Annotated in this window: 12 protein-coding genes; 4 read left to right on the top strand and 8 right to left on the bottom strand. The window is 56.4% G+C overall.

The window, feature by feature from the left end; translation table 11 throughout:
* The first annotated feature begins 193 nt into the window (after nucleotides 1-193).
* The gene (locus V8L70_RS17075; protein WP_101147472.1) at nucleotides 194-787 is read left to right on the top strand and encodes a TetR/AcrR family transcriptional regulator; all 594 of its coding nucleotides are present in this window, start codon (nucleotides 194-196) and stop codon (nucleotides 785-787) included.
* Nucleotides 788-816: 29 nt separating this feature from the next.
* Here the strand turns inward: V8L70_RS17075 and V8L70_RS17070 are convergent, their stop codons facing one another.
* Nucleotides 817-1827: a zinc-binding alcohol dehydrogenase family protein gene (locus V8L70_RS17070; RefSeq protein ID WP_101147471.1), complete on the bottom strand. Its 1011-nt coding sequence runs from the start codon at nucleotides 1825-1827 to the stop codon at nucleotides 817-819.
* Nucleotides 1828-1953: 126 nt separating this feature from the next.
* Between V8L70_RS17070 and V8L70_RS17065 the strand changes: the two genes are divergently transcribed.
* The 3 genes from V8L70_RS17065 (at nucleotide 1954) to V8L70_RS17055 (ending at nucleotide 5445) form a co-directional block, all read left to right on the top strand.
* Nucleotides 1954-2838: an alpha/beta fold hydrolase gene (locus V8L70_RS17065; RefSeq protein ID WP_101147470.1), complete on the top strand. Its 885-nt coding sequence runs from the start codon at nucleotides 1954-1956 to the stop codon at nucleotides 2836-2838.
* Nucleotides 2839-2948: 110 nt separating this feature from the next.
* Complete coding sequence (locus V8L70_RS17060; RefSeq protein ID WP_101147469.1) at nucleotides 2949-5132, top strand: OsmC domain/YcaO domain-containing protein; 2184 nt, start codon at nucleotides 2949-2951, stop codon at nucleotides 5130-5132.
* A gap of 97 nt (nucleotides 5133-5229) precedes the next feature.
* A complete protein-coding gene (locus tag V8L70_RS17055) occupies nucleotides 5230-5445 on the top strand; it encodes a DUF2798 domain-containing protein (RefSeq protein WP_101147468.1) in 216 nt (71 codons plus the stop codon).
* A 61-nt stretch (nucleotides 5446-5506) separates the two neighbouring features.
* On the opposite strand, the gene V8L70_RS17050 is transcribed toward V8L70_RS17055, so the two are convergent.
* The 7 genes from V8L70_RS17050 to V8L70_RS17020 all read right to left on the bottom strand — a co-directional run bounded on the left by V8L70_RS17050 (nucleotide 5507) and on the right by V8L70_RS17020 (nucleotide 18521).
* Nucleotides 5507-6373 (bottom strand): DMT family transporter, encoded by an 867-nt coding sequence (locus tag V8L70_RS17050; protein ID WP_101147467.1) that lies wholly within the window; start codon nucleotides 6371-6373, stop codon nucleotides 5507-5509.
* A gap of 208 nt (nucleotides 6374-6581) precedes the next feature.
* Complete coding sequence (locus tag V8L70_RS17045) at nucleotides 6582-7817, bottom strand: cation:proton antiporter domain-containing protein (RefSeq protein WP_101147466.1); 1236 nt, start codon at nucleotides 7815-7817, stop codon at nucleotides 6582-6584.
* Between the two features lie 46 nt (nucleotides 7818-7863).
* Nucleotides 7864-10098, bottom strand: coding sequence for a 1,4-alpha-glucan branching protein GlgB (glgB, locus tag V8L70_RS17040; RefSeq protein WP_101147465.1), 2235 nt, complete (start codon nucleotides 10096-10098; stop codon nucleotides 7864-7866).
* On the bottom strand, nucleotides 10091-13438 hold the full coding sequence (gene treS, locus V8L70_RS17035; protein ID WP_101147464.1) for a maltose alpha-D-glucosyltransferase: 3348 nt from the start codon (nucleotides 13436-13438) through the stop codon (nucleotides 10091-10093). Before treS ends, glgB begins: the two co-directional genes overlap by 8 nt.
* 88 nt (nucleotides 13439-13526) lie before the next feature.
* Nucleotides 13527-15554 (bottom strand): alpha-1,4-glucan--maltose-1-phosphate maltosyltransferase, encoded by a 2028-nt coding sequence (locus V8L70_RS17030; RefSeq protein ID WP_198556124.1) that lies wholly within the window; start codon nucleotides 15552-15554, stop codon nucleotides 13527-13529.
* A 52-nt stretch (nucleotides 15555-15606) separates the two neighbouring features.
* Nucleotides 15607-17811 carry a glycogen debranching protein GlgX gene (gene glgX / locus V8L70_RS17025; protein WP_198556123.1) on the bottom strand — a complete coding sequence of 735 codons (2205 nt, stop codon included), beginning with the start codon at nucleotides 17809-17811 and terminating at the stop codon, nucleotides 15607-15609.
* A 101-nt stretch (nucleotides 17812-17912) separates the two neighbouring features.
* The gene (locus V8L70_RS17020; protein ID WP_101147463.1) at nucleotides 17913-18521 is read right to left on the bottom strand and encodes a DUF2934 domain-containing protein; all 609 of its coding nucleotides are present in this window, start codon (nucleotides 18519-18521) and stop codon (nucleotides 17913-17915) included.
* Nucleotides 18522-18524 lie beyond the last annotated feature (3 nt).

The following is an 18524-nucleotide window of genomic DNA, read 5'->3' as shown; positions in this document are numbered from 1 at the left end:
TCCGTTGGCTAGGGCGAAAATTCCAGAAAAATAAGCGTATGATGCTAGCATCACGCATTGTTAAGCAGCGATTAGTCAAACAATGTGCAAATAACATGTAATTAACATTTACTTGGCACTCAATCCTTTGGCTTTTACTTACTTGGCTTTCACTCATTTGATAGTAATAGACTGACTGGTCTACTTTAAGTATATGAAAAACAATGTAACCCGCGACAAATTAATTGATAGTGGCGCCCAGCTGATTAGTCAGCAAGGCTACAACGCGACGGGTATTAATGCCGTTTTAAAGGCCTGCGGTGTACCCAAAGGTTCCTTCTATCACTACTTCTCCAGCAAAGAGGATTTCGGGCTGGCGGTGATTGAGCGCTTTGCGGCTGCTTATGACGAAACGCTGGTGGCACTACTGGAAGATAGTGAGACGCCGCCACTTGAGCGCCTGAAACGGTACTTCGCGTCAGGCCGTGACCATATGCACGAGTGCGATCATGCCACGGGCTGCTTGATTGGCAACCTTGGCCAAGAGCTTTCGGGCCAGAGCGACACCTTCCGCGATGCGCTAAATCTTGTGTTTCAGCGCTGGGAACAGCGCTTCGTGCGCTGCCTGCAGGATGCTCAGGCGCGGGGTGATATTGCCAGCCACACCGCACCCGAGGCGCTCGCCAGCTTTATTCTCACCGGTTGGGAAGGGGCCATTCTGCGTGCCAAAACGCTTAAATCCGTCGAGCCGATGGAGCAGTTTGAAACGATCCTGTTCCAGCAAGTACTGGTACGCCCATCACCATAGCCAGCGATGGGCGTGACGTTGAACGCGTATTAAAAGCCTTCCAAGACCAGCTTGCCAATCGTGCGGTTGCTCTCAATCAGGGCGTGAGCGTGCTTTAAGTTTTCGGCGTTAATCGGGCCCAACACCTCGCCTAAAGTCGTTTTTAATCGTCCGTCATCGACCATTGCCGCTACTTCGCTGAGCAGGTCATGCTGCTTGGCGAGATCGTCCGTGGCGAACAGCGGGCGGGTAAACATCAGTTCCCAATGCAGCGACAGGCTTTTCATTTTGAGCTTACGTACATCGATTAGCTCAGGGTCATCAATAAGCGCCAGTTTTCCCTGGGGCTTGAGGGCTTCAATAATGGCCTCAAAGTGATGATCGGTCTGGTTAAGGCTAATTACCATATCCACGCCGTCAAAGCCCGCTGCTTTAAGCTCTTGATCAAGCGGCTGGTGATGATTAATCACGGCATCAGCGCCGAGCGACTTCACCCAGGCTTGGCTTTCGGGCCGAGACGCCGTACCAATCACGGTAATATCGGTGAGTTGTTTAGCAAGTTGCACCAGGATCGAGCCAACGCCTCCCGCGGCGCCAATCACCAATAGGCTTTTGCCTTGGGTATCACGCATGCCCAGCTCTAGCCGGTCAAACAGCAGTTCCCAAGCGGTAATGGCGGTTAGTGGAAGCGCAGCGGCTTCAGTGTCAGAAAGGCTTTTCGGCGCTAGGCTGGCGATGCGCTCATCGACCAGTTGAAACTCAGCGTTAGAGCCCTGGCGGGCAATATTGCCCGCGTACCACACCCGGTCACCCGGCTGAAAACGGGTAACGGCGCTACCAACGGCGTCCACAATGCCCACCGCATCATATCCAAGTACGCGCGGCTCGCCGGTTTGCGGTAGGGCACTATTGCGCACTTTGGCATCAACAGGGTTTACGGAAATCGCGCTGACTGCAACGCGAATGTCGTGGGCGTCAGGCGTGGGTAAGGGGAGCTCAATGGCTTGCAGCGCATCAGGATGGTCGATGGGCAGGCTTTGAGTAAAGGCGAACGCTTTCATAGTAGTTCTCTCGTTAACGATAAGTGGCACTATCATGCCCGGATGTTGTTTTATTAAAAAGAACTCTGCTGCGTAATATCAGCGCAGGCTGAATTGATTCGTCATGACATAAGTCAGGAGCTCACCATGTTTGAAGGGTTTGAAAAACAGACACGTCACGTTAACGGTGTCGACATTACGTTTCGAATGGGCGGCAGCGGCCCGGCACTTCTTCTGCTCCACGGCCACCCACAGACCCACGTGATTTGGCACAAAGTGGCAGAAAAGCTTGCCCAGCATTTCACTGTTATCGCAGCCGACCTGCGCGGTTACGGCGACAGCAGTAAACCCGACGACGATCCTGAGCACCTAAATTACGCCAAGCGCGCCATGGCTGCCGATATGGCAGAGCTAATGAGCGCGCTGGGCTTTGAACGTTTTAAAGTGCTGGCCCATGATCGTGGGGCTCGAGTCGCCCACCGTTTAGGCGTGGACCACGCTGAGCGAGTTGAGCGTATGGTGCTTCTCGATATCGCGCCAACGCTTTCCATGTATCGCGGCACTAATGAGGCCTTTGCGCGCAGCTACTGGCATTGGTTCTTCCTGATTCGCCCTCAGCCGCTGCCGGAAATGCTAATCCAGAGCGACCCCGCCCAGTATCTGAAAAGCGTGATGGGCGCACGCAGCGCGGGCATGGCGCCTTTTGCCCCGGAAGCGCTGGCGGAGTATGAGCGCTGCTTGTCTCTTCCTGGCACCGCCACCAGTATTTGTGGCGACTACCGCGCCAGTGCCTCCATCGATTTGGAGCATGATCAGGCCGATATCGACGCGGGCATTAAGCTCACCTGTCCGATAAATGTGATGTGGGGCGCTGAAGGCGCCATTGAAGCTTGCTTCGATGCACTCAGTGAATGGCAAAAAGTCGCCACCGATGTAAAAGGCAAAACACTCCCTTGCGGCCACTATATAGCTGAAGAGATTCCCGAAATACTGCTGGATGAAGCGTTGCCGTTTCTTCTCGACGCTGGATAGGCGATTCGGGAGGCGACTGACCAAGACGAAGCGGGCAAAAAACTGGATAATGGGCCGCAATTCGCCTACTGCCAACTGTTAGGCACACTCATTGCTCCGGATGCCCGCTCATGGAAATCAAAGTTAACTATCTCGACAACCTCCGTCTGGAGGCCAAGTTCGACGATTTTACGGTTATCTCCGACCAGCCGATTCGCTACAAAGGCGACGGCTCGGCACCAGGTCCGTTCGACTACTTCCTGGCGTCGTCGGCCATGTGTGCCGCCTACTTCGTCAAGGTGTACTGCAACGCGCGCAATATTCCCACCGAGAACATTCGCCTGTCGCAAAACAACATCGTCGACCCGGAAAATCGCTACAAGCAGATTTTCAAAATCCAGGTTGAGATGCCGGAAGATATCTCGGAAAAAGATCGCGAAGGCATTTTGCGCTCCATCGACCGCTGCACGGTGAAGAAGGTCATTCAGACCGGCCCCGAGTTCCAGATCGAAGTGGTCGAAAATATCGACGAAGACGCTCAGGCGCTGCTGATGGGCGCGCCGGAAGGGGGCAGCACCTACATCGAAGGTAAAGACCTGCCGCTGGAGCAGACCATCGCCAATATGAGCGGCATTTTGGCGGACCTGGGTATGAAGATCGAGATCGCCTCCTGGCGCAATATCGTGCCCCACGTGTGGTCGCTGCATATCCGCGATGCGGCGTCCCCCATGTGCTTTACCAATGGCAAAGGCGCGACCAAAGAGAGCGCGCTCTGCTCGGCGCTGGGCGAGTTTATCGAGCGCCTGAGCTGCAACTTCTTCTATAATGACCAGTTTTTGGGTGAAGAGATCGCCAACAGTGCATTCGTTCACTACCCCAATGAGAAGTGGTTCAAACCGGGCCCGAACGACGAGCTGCCCGCAGAAATTCTCGACCAGCACTGCCTGGATATCTACAACCCGGAAGGCGAGTTGTGCGGTTCGCACCTGATCGATACCAACTCTGGCCGTGAAGACCGGGGTATTGTGTCGCTGCCGTTTACGCGCCAAAGCGATGGCGAAACGGTCTACTTCCCCTCCAACCTGATCGAAAACCTGTTCCTCAGCAACGGCATGAGCGCGGGCAATACCCTGGTGGAAGCCCAGGTGCAATGCCTCTCGGAGATTTTCGAGCGGGCGGTGAAGCGGGAGATACTCGAACAGGAATTGACGCTACCCGACGTGCCGCAAGAGGTGCTGGCCAAGTACCCCAGCATCGTGGAGGGCATTAATGCCCTGGAAGCTCAAGGCTTCCCGGTGCTGATCAAAGATGCCTCCATGGGCGGGCAGTTCCCGGTGATGTGCGTCACGCTGATGAACCCACGCACCGGCGGCGTGTTTGCCTCCTTTGGTGCTCACCCAAGCTTTGAAGTGGCGCTGGAGCGCAGCCTGACCGAGCTGCTTCAGGGCCGCAGCTTCGAAGGCTTGAACGACCTGCCGCTGCCGACCTTCAATTCGCAAACGGTGTCCGAGCCCAACAACTTCGTCGAGCACTTTATCGACTCGGTGGGCGTGGTCTCCTGGCGCTTCTTCAGCGCCAAGCCCGACTTCGAGTTCAGCGAGTGGGACTTCTCTGGCAGCAATGATGAAGAAGCCGAGACGCTGTTCGGCATTTTTGAAGAGTTGGGTGCGGAAGTGTATATGGCGGTACACGAGGACCTGGGTGCGCCGGTCTGCCGCATTCTGGTGCCGGGTTACTCGGAGGTATACCCGATTGAAGATCTGATCTGGGATAACACTAATAAGGCTTTGGATTACCGCGAAGATATTCTCAACCTGCACCGCCTAAACGACGATCAGCTCACTGATCTGGTCGAGCGGCTGGAAGAGAGCCAGATGGATGACCATGCTGACATTATTACCCTGATCGGCATTGAGTTTGACGAGAACACCGTCTGGGGCCAACTGACGATCCTGGAACTGAAACTGTTGGTCTACCTAGCGCTGCAGCGTCATGAGGAAGCGCTGGACTGCGTGCAGATGTTCCTGCAGTACAATGACAACACCGTCGAGCGAGGCCTGTTCTATCAGGCGATTAACGCGGTGTTGGAAATCGCCCTGGACGACGAGCTGGAACTGGACGACTACCTGCCTAACTTCCAGCGTATGTTTGGCGAGGCGACCATGGCCGCGGTGGTGGGCTCGGTGGAAGGCAATGTGCGCTTCCACGGCCTAACGCAGACGAACAAGCAACTAGAGGGCTTGGAGCGCCACCAGCGCTTAACCGAGAGCTATAAAAAGCTACACGCGGCACGGGCGGCAAAAGCGGGAATTTAAGCATCAGCCACAGGCAGTGATTGTGAACCTCTCTGCTGGTGCGGCGGTACCAGCAGGGTAGGTTTAGGGCACGTGAAACGGTAGTTAAGGACTTCCCATGAAACACCGAATTATCTTCGCCATTCTCATGTCGTTTACGCTATCGCTGATTATGTCCGCCTGGGTGACCTACGTGAATATTGGCACACACCCTGGCTTTGTGGGCATTTGGATGCATGCATGGCTGTTGGCGTGGCCAGCCGCAGGGATCATCGCGTTTATCAGCGGACCCTTTATTCATAGATTAGCCCATCGTATTGCCGAAAAGATCTAACGAACCAATGGTTAGTCGCTTGCAAAGAGTGCTTACAAAGAGCGCTTGCTAAGAACTATGCCTAGCTTGACGTAACGCTCAGCGCGGTGACGGTCACTAGGATCAGTCCCATGCCGATTATCTGAATAATGCTCAGGCTTTCATTTAAAACGGCAACGCCAAATAGGGTGGCCGTGATGGGTTCGACCATGGCCACCATGGAGGCGAGCGCAGGCGTTGTGCGTTTGATCCCCGCGATATAAAGCACAAAAGACACGCCTGCGCCTAAGAGGCCGAGTGTTACAAATAGAGGCCAATCCGATGAGCCCAGGACGCTCACAATCTGCCCTGTATCGCTTGGCACAACGAGCATGATGGCCAGTACCGCGAAGGCGATCGTCAGTATTGCCTGGGGGCTGCCATGGGGTGCAGCGTATTTAAAGCCAAAAATGAAGGCCGCATAAGAGAGCCCGGCAAGCAGCCCGGTAGCTACGCCCATCAACGAGAGGCCGCTAGCACTAATGGCATACAGTTTGGTTAACAGCACCACACCCACCATTACCAGCACGATGGCTAGCCACTTGGCAGCGGTGGGGCGCTCAAGCTTAAGGGCAAAGGAGATCAGATAAACAAATACTGGGGCGCAGTACATCAAGGTAGCCGCGACCGCCACGCTGCCATGATCAATACTGATGAAATAGAAAGTGAAGTTGCCCGCTACGCCAAGGCCCGCCACCACCGACCAGAACCACAGCTGTCGACTAGCTAAGCCGCTATGGCTGCGTTGCAGTAGAAGCCACGCCAGCGCGCAGAGAAGCCCTACAAAACCACGATAAAAAGAGACGACAGAGGCATCCCAGCCGCCGTCTAAAAGAATGCCTGCGATTCCCCCTGAAATACCCCAGAAGAAGGCCGCGAGCGCGATCAACATACTGCTGGCACCTGCCATATTTCACCTTTCGTCCTTGAGCGTTAACACCTAGGAGTAATAGGTGTTTGCACGCATTCCCTTTGCTTAATGATGCTCTTGGTCTGCTACCTGCAAACCCTAATCTTGCCACCTAAAAGTAGACGCTGATCCCGATATGCGAAAGCGCTCCAGGTGGCCTATGGCGTTAACCAAAGAACCAGTAGCGAATAGAACGCTGAGAGCACTCTTACGATGAAGCGCTGGAACCCTTAATTTGTCTATAGAGATGCGAAAACGGCATGGCGGTCAGCCCGTGCACCAAGATGGACGACACTACCAGCAAGCTCACCACGGGCCAGAGTTCAGCAACATCGGTTTTATGATGGGCCAATGCCGCGTAGTAAAGCGCGGCGACCCCAATCGGCCCAAACCAGCCAGTGAAACTGCCATCCAGCTTGCTGGGAAGATCTTTAATATGGCCACCTACTAATAACAGAATGGGTAAGCGGCGCAGGAAAAGCACACCAATCACCAGCAGCAGGGCTGGCCACCCCAAGGAGAGCCACGCTTGCCAGGGGATCATTAAACCGAGCAAGACGAAAATCGGAGAGGTGAAAAAGCGGTCCACGCCTTCTACCACTCTTTCTTCCTCCTGCTTTTCTGAGGCGTTAGCTTGTTGATCAAATGCTAACCCTGCTACGAACACAGCGAGAATTCCGTTACTGCCCGCTAGCTTCACCGCGGCGAGAGTAGTGAGCGCGAGCGCTGTGGTTACCATTAGCATCGAGGGCTGGTCGATGGTGTTTTTTTCTTCAGCTTTGCGCATGGCAAAGCCGACCGAATAACCGACCATCGTTCCTAACACCAGTGCGACTAAAATATCGCCTCCCAGCACCTCCAATATATTGGTGGTGATCGATTGATCCGCGGGTAGCGTCAGCAAAAACACAGCAAACATGACAAAGATAAACGTCAGCCCATCGTTGGCGCCCGATTCACTCGAAATAATGTGGCGTAGATAAGCGGGCAGGTTCTCTTTAGCAACGGGCCCGGTCACCACGGTAGAGGCAACCACCGGGTCTGTGGGGGTAACCACAGCACCGATGAGTAACGCCGCTCCTAATGGCAGACCAAGCGCCCAACCGGTTATAACACTGCTGCATAGCCACATTACCGGCATACCCACCAGCAATAACACGCAGAGCGATCGCCAATGGTTAAAAATATAGGATTTGGGGAGCCGCAGCGCGATACCCATCAAACCAATGGCGACGGCTAAGCGGGCCACTTGTTCTAAAATGGCCATTTCGTTACCCCACTGCGCTGGATCAAGAAGCCCAAATCCGGTAGGCCCCAACACCACCCCGACCAGCAACAAACTGACGGAGTCGGGCAAGCCGACGCGCTTCAGCGGTGTTGATAATAGCCCTAGCAATAAGGCGCTAGCTGCAACGACTAATAATCCAATATTAAATTCGTGCATATTCTTATACTGCCACCAGGTTTAGGTCGTGTTTGGGCTGAGCACCTCAGTCAGTGTTGGGCATGCCGGCCGGACGTAGCAGCAATACCGCGAGTGGCGGTAGCGTCAACTCCAGGCTGGCGATTTGCCCATGTAGGGGGGAGTCTTCGGCGGTTAGCCGACCCAGGTTGCCCATGTTGGAACCGCCATAGCACTCCGCGTCACTGTTAAGGCACTCTTCCCACCCCCCAGTCAGCGGCACGCCCAGCCGATAACCCATACGTGGAATTGGGGTCATATTGGCAACCACCAGCAACGGCTCACCGGTGGCACTCCAGCGTAGCCAGGCAAAAACGCTATTGGTGTTGTCGTTGCCCACCACCCAGGTAAACCCCCGTGGTTCGCTATCGCATTGGTGCAGGGCGGGTAACTCGGTGTAGCAGCGGTTAAGGTCGCTCAGCAAGCGGTGGACACCGGCATGCCGGGCTTCGGCGAGCAGGGACCAATCCAGCTCACGGTCGTGGCTCCACTCCCGCCACTGACCGAACTCGCAGCCCATAAACAGCAGCTTCTTACCGGGTTGCGACCACATGATGGCAAGATAGGCGCGGAGATTGGCGAACTTCTGCCACTCATCGCCGGGCATCTTACCGATCAGCGACCCCTTGCCGTGGACTACTTCGTCGTGAGAAATCGGCAAGACGTAGTGCTCAGAGAAAGCGTAGACCATCGGAAAGGTCATATCGTGATGCGAGTAGTTGCGATATACCGGGTCCTTGGCGATGTATTCCAGTGTGTCGTGCATCCAACCCATGTTCCATTTATAGGCAAAACCCAGCCCGCCCTCCTTGGTCGGCTGGGTGACACCCGGCCAAGCAGTTGACTCCTCGGCAATAACGATGGTGCCGGGGACTTCCTCACTGATGACGTCATTGAGGTGGCGCAGGAAGTCGATGGTTTCCAGGTTTTCGTGACCGCCAAAGCGGTTGGGAATCCATTCGCCTTCGTTACGGGAGTAGTTGCGATAGAGCATTGAGGCAACGGCATCGACACGCAGTGCATCGACATGGAAATGCCGCAGCCAGTGCAGTGCCGAGGCGAGCATAAAGCCATGTACTTCGCGCCTTCCCAGGTTATAGATATAGGTGTCCCAATCTTGATGGAACCCCTCAAAAGGATGCTCATATTCGTACAGAGCGGTGCCATCAAAGCGTGCCAAACCGTGGGGGTCGGTGGGAAAGTGGGCCGGCACCCAGTCGAGAATGACGCCCAGCCCTGCGCGATGGCACTCATCAACGAAGTAGGCAAAGTCGGCAGGTTTACCGAAGCGGGCGCTAGGCGCAAACTGGCTCAGCGGCTGGTAACCCCAGGAGCCGCCGAACGGGTGCTCCATAATGGGCAATAGCTCGACGTGGGTGAACCCCAGGTCCAGCACATAAGGTATTAATTGCTCGGCCAGATCACGCCAACTATAGAGTTCGCCGTTGTCGCCGCCATGTTTGCGCCAGGAGGCAGCATGCACTTCATAAATGCTTATTGGATGGGTCGGGTCATGGATATTTTGCCGCTGGGCGATCCATGCGTCGTCATGCCAGGTAAAGGGGGTGGTATCAGCTACCACCGAGGCGGTAGAGGGCGGTGCTTCGGTGGCTAAAGCAACTGGGTCGGCACGCAGGCCAATCGCACCGTGGGCTTCGACCACCTCATATTTGTACGCCTCCCCAGGACCAAGGCGCGGTACGAATAACTCCCACACCCCAGCAGCGATGCGCAGGCGCATTATGTGTCGTCTGCCGTCCCAGCTATTGAAATTACCGACCACGGAAACACGTTGGGCATTCGGCGCCCAGACCGCAAAGCGAACGCCGTTGACGCCATCTATTGTCATGGGCTGGGCACCCAGGCAGTGCCCCAGCTGTCGATGATTGCCTTCGCCCAGCAGGTAAAGATCCATTTCGCCCAGCAGCAGGCCGAAGCTATACGGGTCCTCGGTTAGCTGTTCGCCTTGGGGCCAGCGAATACGCAGCAGATAGGGAGCCGCATGAGGTAGTCGGGCAGCGAATAGACCAGGGATTTGCATGCCCGTCAGGCAGCAACGCACACTGCCGCCGTCGCGGTCGAGTACATCAACCCCTACCGCGCCGGGTAGGAACACGCGCAAAAACTGCCCTTTGCCATCACTGTGAATGCCGAGGATGGCGAAGGGATCGCGATGGGTTCCTTGCGCTAGCGCACTGGCGTCTTCCTCAGTCAACCACAAGCTGCGATCCAGAAGGGGGCGGGTGTGAATAACATTATTCATGTGGCTTTCCTGGGCTGAGTTGTTCGATGAGGGCAGCTAAGCCGTGCAGCGGCACACCCAACCATTCGGGGCGGTTGGCGGCTTCGTAGGCAATTTCGTAAGCTGTCTTTTCGAGCACGAACAGGTCCACCGCCGCGGCGGCTCCGCTGGCTTGCTTCCACTCGTGGGGTATTTCCATGGTGGCCAGCCAATAAGCGTTGAGAAAGGCTTGGCGGCCTTTAAGCAGATACTGCTCCACCACCGAATGGCTAGTGTCGGTATGTGTATCGGCGCCTTCATTGTCGCCGGGCCGGGCTTCCTCCACCTTGGCATAGGCATAGTCGAAGGAGCGCAACATGCCAGCCACATCGCGCAGCGGGCTATCCTTCGCGCGACGCTCTTCCAAGGGCCTGGCCGGTTCGCCTTCAAAATCGATGATGTAAGCATCATCATGAGCCACCAGAACTTGGCCAAGATGTAGATCACCATGAATACGGGTGAGTAGGCTGCCTTGGGCAAGTTCCGCCATCTTTTTGATGGCATCCATCAACGTGGCGCGGCGAGCCAAAATAATGTCGGCAAGCCGCTGTTCGGCTTCGTTGGCAGTGTTCTTGTGTTGCTCCAGCACGTTTAGCGCTTCCTCAACACGCTGCGTCACGCGTTGTGTCCAGTGCTGCACATGGGAGAGACCAGCGACTTCGGGCGTGAATGCTGGGTCGTCGTTGGGCGTCGCCAGCACCATATGCAGCTCACCCAATCGACGCCCTAAGGTAGTGGCAAACTCTGCCAACTCCTCGAAGGCGCCGTAGCGGGCTTCGGCTTTTGGCTCGCTTGCCCGTTCGTCGTCCGCCACCGCTTCACGAATGGCACGTTCCAGCTTGTTGCGCGTCCATGACCAGGCATCGCCCTGGTTGTCGATGAAGCCTTGCAGAATCATGAGCGTCTGCGTGGAGCCCTCTTCGAGCCGGGTTACCACGCCGTACAGGGGCACGGTATGCATAAAGCCCCGCTCAGTCAGGTAGCTGCCGATCTCTGCTTCGGGATGGAGGCCAGGCTCCAAGCGTCGGAACAGCTTGAGCACTAATTGATGATTGATGATCACCGAGCTATTGGATTGCTCGGCACTCTGCTGAACCACCTCGAGGTGCTCGGGAAGCGTCAGTTCGGCGAAGGCGGCGGTTGGCAAGAAATGAATTTCTCCTTTCTCATAAGGCAGCACAGTGCCTAGGCGCATGTTTTCTAGTACCGCCAGCGTAAAGGCATCCAGGGTGACTGCATCGGTGAGCAGCCCGACTTCGTGGAAACGACGCACCCGTGCCATGGCGAGCTGTTGGGGTAGCGGATTGCTTTGCTCGTCTTCGCCCAGGAAAGCCAGCGGCAGTTGGTAGCGCTCGCTACCTTGGCCATGTTTGACCTCCAGCTCGGTAAACAGCAGTGAGTGCCCGCTGTGCTCAAGACGGCCGGTGGGGTGTAGGTGGACGTGTTCGATACGGGACTGCTTGGCAGCAAACCAGCGTCGCTTAGGCAGGTAGCTGGGCAGCGTTTCACGTTCGAGTAGCCGTCTGGGCGTCTCCTCAAAAATCTCCTCAAGGCGTTTTTTGATAATCAGCGTAACGTAATCCGGCATGGGCTCTGGTACAGGAACATGCCACTCCGGCATGGCGGTAGCCGGGGCCAGCAAGAACCAGAAAAAACCGTAGGGAGGCAGCGTCAGCAGGTACGCCAGTTTACCCACCGGTGGAAAGGCGCTTCCGCCGACCATTTCTACCGGCACCTGACCGGCAAATGCGGAAAGGTCGAGCTCTACCGCCTGAGCGGTGCTGGCCACATTGGCTACGCACAGCAGTGTTTCTGTTTCGCCATTGTCGAGCGTCATCTCACGCAGGTAGGAGAGAATATGCCGATTGGAGGGGTAGAGTGGGCGCATGGTGCCACGGCTGAAAGCACGGTGCTGACTGCGTACCGCCAGTAGCCGCCGCATATTGCTAAGCAGCGAGTGCGAGTCACGAATTTGTGCTTCCACATTCACCGTTTGATAGCCGTAGAGCGGATCCATAATGGGCGGCAGCACCAGCTTGGCCGGGTCGGCGCGAGAGAAGCCGCCGTTGCGATCCACCGACCACTGCATCGGCGTACGCACGCCGTCACGGTCGCCGAGATAGATATTGTCGCCCATACCAATTTCGTCGCCGTAATAGAGCACCGGCGTGCCCGGCATGGAGAGCAGTAGGCTGTTAAGTAGCTCGATACGACGCCGGTCGCGCTCCAGCAGCGGCGCTAACCGGCGGCGGATGCCTAAGTTGATACGCGCCCGGCGGTCGGCGGCGTAGTGATTCCAGAGGTAGTCGCGCTCCTTATCGGTGACCATTTCAAGGGTCAGTTCGTCGTGGTTACGCAAAAAGATCGCCCACTGGCAAGTGGCCGGTATTTCAGGCGTCTGACGCAGAATGTCGGTAATCGGGAAGCGATCTTCCTGAGCCAGGGCCATGTACATGCGCGGCATCAAAGGAAAATGGAACGCCATGTGACACTCGTCGCCGTCGCCGAAGTAGGGCCGGGTGTCCTCGGGCCACTGGTTGGCTTCGGCGAGCAGCATGCGGTCGGGGTAGCGCTCGTCGAGCACCGCTCGGATCTTCTTGAGTACCACGTGGGTTTCGGGCAGGTTTTCGTTGTTGGTGCCTTCGCGCTCAACCAGATACGGTATGGCGTCCAGGCGCAGGCCATCCACCCCCATATCGAGCCAGTACTCCATGACCTTGAGAATCTCGTCGAGTACCACGGGGTTGTCGAAGTTGAGATCCGGCTGGTGGGAGTAGAAACGATGCCAGTAGTAGGCGCCAGCCACCGGGTCCCAGGTCCAGTTGGAGGATTCGGTGTCGAGAAAGATGATCCGTGTGCCGGGGTACTTCTGGTCGGTGTCCGACCAGACATAAAAGTCGCGTTCTGGTGATCCTACTGGCGCCTGGCGCGCGCGCTGAAACCACTCGTGCTGGTCGGACGTGTGGTTAATGACCAGCTCGGTAATAACGCGCAGGCCGCGTCGGTGTGCCTCGTTGATAAAGCGCTGGGCATCCTCTAGCGTGCCGTAATCGGGGCTAACGCTGGTGTATTCAGCAATATCGTAACCATCGTCGCGACGCGGCGAGGGGTAGAACGGTAAAATCCAAATAGTGTTAACGCCCAGGCTGACAATATAGTCCAGCTTCTGAATCAAACCTTCGAAATCGCCGATACCGTCGTCGTTGGCATCGAAGAAGGCCTTCACGTGTACCTGGTAAATCACCGCGTCTTTGTACCAGAGTGGGTCATCGAGGAAATCCATCGCCTCGACGGCGTGTGTTTCGCTGCTGGCATCCATCATTGGCTTACCCTCTCTGCTTTGATCATTAGGTCAAAATTGACACGAACTAGCGGCTTCCAAGCCAATACCGTTGTTAGTAAACCGGTAGCTAGTGAACCGGGCGAAGTCGCCAAATGGCGAACGGCATAACGGCGGGGTCTAAGCGCATCGATTGCCATTTGCCATGCCAAGTCCATTGACGGCCACTCATGAGATCCTCCACATGCAGTGCCGCTTCGTCGGGAAGTTCGAATAGCGCCATGGGCAACTCAAAGGCGCCCTCCTGAGGCTCAAACGGGTCAAGGTTGACCGCGACCAAGATGGCCTCGTCGCTTTGCTCGGTGCGCTTGGCGAAGAGCAATAAACGGTCGTTGTGTACCGCATGGAAGGTCAGCCCAAGATGGCTATGCAGCGCCGGATTCTCGCGCCGGATTCGGTTGAGCTGGGTGATCTCATAGATGATGTTGCCGGGGGCGCTATAGTCGCGCAGGCGAATCTGGTACTTCTCTGAATCGAGGTACTCCTCCTTGCCGGGTACCGGTGCGCCTTCGCAGAGTTCAAAGCCGGAGTACATGCCCCACAATCCTGACCCCATGGTGGCCAGCGCCGCGCGAATCAGGAATCCCGCCCGCCCAGACGATTGCAGAAAGTAGGGATTGATATCCGGTGTGTTGACAAAAAAGTTGGGCCGATAGCCGTCACGCAGGGGCGATTCATTGAGTTGCGTGAAGTATTCGGTTAACTCCGCCTTGGTATGGCGCCAGGTGAAATAGGTATAGCTCTGTGTGAAACCCAGCTTGCCCAGGCGCAGCATCATGGCCGGGCGGGTAAACGCTTCGGCCAGGAAGATCACATCAGGGTCACGTTGGCGAATATCGGCGATTAGCCATTCCCAAAAGGGCAGCGGCTTGGTGTGCGGATTATCCACCCGAAATATTTTCACCCCTTCATCGACCCAGCCTTGCACCACATTGCGCAGTTCAAGCCACAGCGAGGGAATCGCCTCTTCGGCGTAAAAATCGACGTTAACAATATCCTGATATTTCTTGGGCGGGTTCTCGGCGTAGCGAATCGAGCCGTCGGGCCGCCAGGAGAACCAGCCGGGGTGCTCCTTTAACCAGGGGTGATCCGGTGAACACTGAATGGCAAAATCGAGCGCTATCTCCAGGCCGTGTTCGGCGGCAACACGGACCAGCTCGCGGAAATCTTCGCGGGTGCCAAGCTCAGGATGGATGGCGTCATGTCCGCCTTCTTCGCTGCCAATGGCGTAAGGACTGCCTGGGTCGTTCGGCCCGGCTTCAAGACTGTTGTTAGGCCCTTTGCGATACGCCCGACCGACAGGATGGATAGGCGGGAAATAGAGCACGTCAAAGCCCATGTCGCGAATTAACGGCAACCGCCTGTGTACATCTTTGAACGTGCCGTGGCGATTGGGATTGTCGGTTTCCGAGCGGGGAAACAGCTCATACCAGCTGGCAAAACCTGCTTTAAGCCGCTCTACCTCAAGCGGATAAAGGGCGTCGCTTCTGGTTAGATGCGGGCGAGTATCCGCTTTGTGCATCAACCTAGTCGTTTCATCATCTAATAGCAGCGCGACGCGGTCAGCATCATTCTGCGCTAGCCGAAATTGCTCGAGGAGGTCAGCCAGTGATTCATAAAGCGTTCCTTCGCTACGCTCGGCGGCTTGTTCCACCAGTCGTCTGCCTTCTTCCAGTTCGAGCCCGATGGGTACCCCCGCCTGGTGTTTCTTGGCAAGCTCGTAGTGATAAGTGGCATAAACATCCCACCAGGCTTCAATAATAAAACCATGGCGGCCCACCCGGTGAGGCGTGAAACTCCCTTCCCATACATCCAGGCCGAGGGGTTCGACCTGGCTCATGGGCGCGCGCTGTTGCTGCCCCTCATCGTCGTGCCAGCAGATAGCCGCTGCCAGCGCATCGTGACCGTCGGCGAAGATGGTGGCTTTCACCACTACCGTTTCGTTAACGATGGCTTTGGTCGCAAAGCGCCCCTGATCCAGGGAAGGGCTGACGGCTTCAATGGCAATGCGCGGGGCATGGGTGGCCGCTAGGCCATGGTTCTGGTGTTGACTCTGTGCCGGGAAAGTCCCGGACGTGGGATAGACAGGTGAACTCATCGCATGCTTCTCCTTGCAGCGCGAAAACGACAGCGAAGGTATCCGCGCCGCCTTATACCGAGGTAACGGCGCCTTCGTTGTGCTGCACTAGCTCTAGCAGGGCCAGTGAACGACCTTCCAACACATGTTCCTCACCAAAGGCGCGCTGGAACGGGGCTTCCTCACAGGTTTGGCTGGTGTCGAGGCGGCATAACCATCCGCTACCGCTTGGGGCGGCCGGTAGTTGAAAAGCGACGGCCTCGTGGTGCGCATTGAAAATTAGCAGCAAGGTGACATCGGCCCCCGCACGGCGTATGCCGGAAGGCTGCGCGCGACCATCGAGTAAAAGACCGAGTGTGCGCGCCTCGGTATCTTCCCAGCGCTCAACATCCATTTCGGCGCCATCCGGGGCCAGCCATGTCACTTCCTTGAGCCCCATTTCTTCGTTGTATTCACCTGAAAGGAAGCGACCTCGCCGCAGGATGGGGTAACGCATCCGAAGTGCGATCACGCGCCGCAGGTACTCGATCATGGCGTGGGCGTCACCGTCGAGATTCCAGTCCACCCAGCTGATCTCGTTATCCTGGCAGTAGGCGTTATTGTTGCCTTGCTGGGTGCGCAATAGTTCGTCGCCCGCCAGTAGCATCGGCGTGCCTTGGGAGAACAGCGTGGTGGCGATAAAGTTACGGATCTGACGCAGCCGTAATGCCTGGATATCCTCATCGTCAGTAGGGCCTTCGACGCCATGGTTCCACGATAAATTGTGGTCATGGCCATCCATATTGTCCTCGCCGTTCGCCTCGTTATGCTTATCGTTGTAGGCCACCAGATCAAAAAGGGTGTAGCCGTCGTGGGCCGTCACGAAGTTGACCGAGGCGAATGGCCGCCGGCCACGCCGTTTGAAGAAATCCGCTGACGCCATGAGCCGGGTGGCAAGCTCGGGTAACTGCCCTTCATCGCCGCGCCAGAAAGCGCGTACCGTATCCCGGTAGCGGTCATTCCATTCTGCCCAGCCAGGAGGGAAGCCACCGACTTGATAACCGCCGGGGCCGCAGTCCCAAGGTTCGGCAATTAGCTTAACCTGACTGAGAATAGGGTCCTGTCGACAGGAATCGAGAAAGCCGCCCCCCTCGTCGAAGCCGTGGGGTTCGCGGCCAAGAATGGTCGCCAAATCAAAGCGGAAACCGTCGACGCGCATTTCTGTGGCCCAATAGCGCAGCGAGTCGGTGACCATTTGCAGCACACGCTGATGGCTAAGATTAAGAGTATTACCCGTGCCGGTATCGTCGATGTAGTAGCGCGGCTCTTCGGGCATCAGCCGGTAGTAAGAGGCGTTGTCGATGCCTTTAAGCGAAAGGGTGGGACCTAGCTCGTTACCTTCGGCCGTGTGGTTGTAGACCACATCGAGAATGACCTCCAGGTCGGCGGCATGGTAACGCGCCACCAGCTCTTTAAATTCATTGATGCTTTCGCCAGAGATATAGCGCGAATGGGGGGCGAAAAAACCGAGCGTGTTGTAGCCCCAGTAATTGCGCAGCCCTTGCTCTAACAGGCGCTGATCATCTACGAAGGCGTGGATCGGCAGTAACTCAACCGACGACACGCCAAGGGAGTGAATATAGTCAACCACATCGTTGACCATCAGCCCGGCAAAGGTGCCACGTAGCGCTTCTGGTACCGAAGGATGGCGCATGGTATACCCACGAACATGGGTCTCATAAACAATGGTGTGATCCCAAGGCAACTGCACATCCCGAGAGCGACCCCAGGTAAAGGCCGGGTCGATCACGCGGCAACGCGGCATAAACGGTGCACTGTCCCGATCATCGAAACTTAGATCACCGTCGGGATGGCCGATGGTGTAACCAAATAGTGCTTCATCCCATTGCAGGTCACCCACAATCTGTTTGGCGTAAGGGTCGAGCAGCAGCTTGTTGGGGTTGAAGCGGTGGCCTTCCTCGGGGGCGTAAGGGCCGTGTACACGGTAACCATACAGTTGGCCGGGGCGGGCGTCGGGTAGGTAGCCATGCCAAACTTCGTCGGTATATTCGGGCAGCTCTACACGTGCCAACTCCTGTTCGCCGGTTTCATCAAACAGGCATAGTTCAACCCTCGTGGCATTCGCCGAGAACAGAGCGAAATTAACGCCTAGCCCATCCCAGGTCGCCCCTAAAGGAAACGATGATCCTTCGTGAACACGTGTCTGCCGCATAACGCTTGGGGTTTCGTCGGCGGCAACGGACTTATCGCTGTCCCGCGAGGCGTGGCTTGTATTCATTGCATTCATCCTTGGGCCATTCGGGCACTTGGGTGTTAGCTAACGTTTTAACGTCTGTTTGTTAACAAGCGTTTTTTAACGACCGTTTTTAAAAACAGCTTTTAACTCTCGGGGTCGCTTGTCTTAGGCGTATTGGTTTTCTTCGCCTGTGGCGTCGCTTTTTTCGTTGTCTTGGCGTCTGTCTTTTTAGCCGTTGCCGTCTTACCTGCTTTCTTAGATGTGTTAGCTGTCTTAGCTGTGCTCGTCTCTTTGCTAGCGGCCAGCGGGTCGCTGCTACGCCGCGGGCGGCGGGTACGCGCCACCGTGGCGGAGTCCTCAGGCAGTGGTTCCATCGAACTCGCTGTAGCGTCGGGGGCGGTGGGCGCTTGGGGCGGATGGCCCCGATCCTGTACCGGCACGTCCTGCCCGACTAAGGTGTCGTCGCGAAAGGGAGCTTCATCGAAGTCGGGGTCGCCGTCCGGGTCTTCCAGCGGTAAACGGTTCTCCTGGATGCCTACCTCGTCATCCTCTAGCGGCAAGTCCTCCTCCAAGATAGGTGTTTCGTCCAGAGGCTCACCGACTTCTTCCAAGTCGGCGTCGTTACCGGCTGCTTGCTCAGCGGCAACGATCTTTAATGCCCTATCCCAATGGCGTTGCTGTTGGCCTTCGGGGCGTCCTTCAGCTTCCCAGATGCTGTAGGCCAGTTGACGCACGCGTTCTTCGTCAGTCATGTC

The organism is Vreelandella arctica (assembly GCF_037070215.1).
Lineage (GTDB): Bacteria > Pseudomonadota > Gammaproteobacteria > Pseudomonadales > Halomonadaceae > Vreelandella > Vreelandella arctica.
The sequence above is the reverse complement of the archived record's forward strand: the minus strand, read 5'-3'. Positions and strand labels throughout refer to the sequence as shown.